This window comes from Nocardioides sp. NPDC058538, from assembly GCF_042719275.1.
In the GTDB taxonomy this organism is placed as follows: domain Bacteria; phylum Actinomycetota; class Actinomycetes; order Propionibacteriales; family Nocardioidaceae; genus Nocardioides.
Genome location: NZ_JBHXNY010000071.1, coordinates 3,678 through 5,003, shown reverse-complemented (window position 1 = coordinate 5,003; position 1,326 = coordinate 3,678). Strand labels below are relative to the sequence as shown.

The window sequence follows — 1,326 nt, the reverse complement described above, 5'->3', positions numbered from 1 at the left end:
CGTTCGGCCTGGGCGGTCGGCTCGTCCTCGGTCGAGCTGGGCTCGGGGGCGTCGACGACGGCGGAGAGGTTGCCGCGCTTGTGTGCGCTCATGATGGGTGTTTCCTTCCGAGTTGGGTTAGCGCCGGCGGGCAGCCGGGAGGCGGAGCATGGTGCGGTACTCGTCGACCAGAGCGCGCTGCTCGGCCTCGAGGCCACGGGCGTAGGAGTGCACGCCCGGCATGTCGATGACCGTCATCGCGGCCTCATGGGCGTCGAAGTAGGTCGCGCTGTACGTGATCAAGGTGTCGGCCACAACGACCGGCGCGTGGTGCTTCCGGTTGCGTAGCGTCTCGCGGTGCTGCATCGCGCGATCGCGGCGCTTGGTCGGCACCTGGTTGAGCACCAGGAGGTAAGGGATGCCGGCCGGGATCACCGCCGTGTCGATGCTCTCGATGGTGGCCTCGAGCTCGATGAACTCCGCCCGGCTCGGGATGACCAGAAGATCAGCGATCGGCTTGCCGTCGTGGCCGGTCAGCATCGACTCAAACGCGCCGGCCTTCGTGCCGGGCAGGTCGACCACGATCACGTCGTAGTCGTTGCTGTGCCTCAGCTCGGGCAGCCGGTCGAGCTCGTCGACGGCGTCAGCCAGGTCGAACGGAAAGTGCTCGTCGCGGCCGCGCTTGATCAGTCGTACCGCCGTGCGAACGCTGTCGGAGTTGACCAGGAGCACGCGCAGATCCTCGGCAAGGATGCGGGCGGCGGCGACGGCCAAAGTGGACTTGCCGACGCCGCCCTTGCCTCCCGATCCGAAGCCAAGGATCACCGTCTCGTCGAGGGTGCCTTTAGTTGCCATGCGCCACATGATACGCCGTTTCACGCTAAACGGCCATAGCGTTTTAGCGTGAAACGGCGTGAGTTTTCGGTTCTCGGCCACCCCTTCTTCCGCGGGCTACGGGAGGTGTTTCACCTGGTCGATGGGATACGTGGAACTGCTGCCGTCATCGTCGAAGACGACGACGATCTGCCCGTCAGGTCGAACCTCGGTGATCACTCCGTGGTGGTTCGGCTCGGGCTCTCGTCTGAAAGCCACGCGGCAGAAGTCGCGGAGGGCGGCAAGGCCGACGTCGGTGACCTCGACGTGATCGCCAGGGCTGAACGCGGTCATCAGCTCGACGTCGTGGGTTCGCCCTGGCCGCCGCCGGCGCGCATGATTTCGCCCCACGTGTCGCCGGCGAGATGGAGCCACTGATCGGCGGGGAGCTTCCACCCGGCGGCGACGAGCTGCTCGAGGCTGGTGGTCACTCGGTCGAGGTTGGCGCCGCGGTTGATGAGGTCGGCGCGGAGG

The 1,326-nt window shown here is 66.7% G+C and carries 3 protein-coding genes; all 3 read right to left on the bottom strand.

What is annotated here, in order from left to right:
* Positions 1-117 precede the first annotated feature (117 nt).
* Positions 118-834, bottom strand: a complete 717-nt coding sequence (locus tag ACFWQC_RS28175; protein WP_378686103.1) for a hypothetical protein — start codon at positions 832-834, stop codon at positions 118-120.
* A gap of 96 nt (positions 835-930) precedes the next feature.
* On the bottom strand, positions 931-1,146 hold the full coding sequence (locus ACFWQC_RS28170) for a hypothetical protein (RefSeq protein WP_378686100.1): 216 nt from the start codon (positions 1,144-1,146) through the stop codon (positions 931-933).
* On the bottom strand, positions 1,146-1,326 hold a 181-nt coding region (locus tag ACFWQC_RS28165; protein ID WP_378686097.1), incomplete at its 5' end, for a hypothetical protein. The genes ACFWQC_RS28165 and ACFWQC_RS28170, both read right to left, overlap by 1 nt.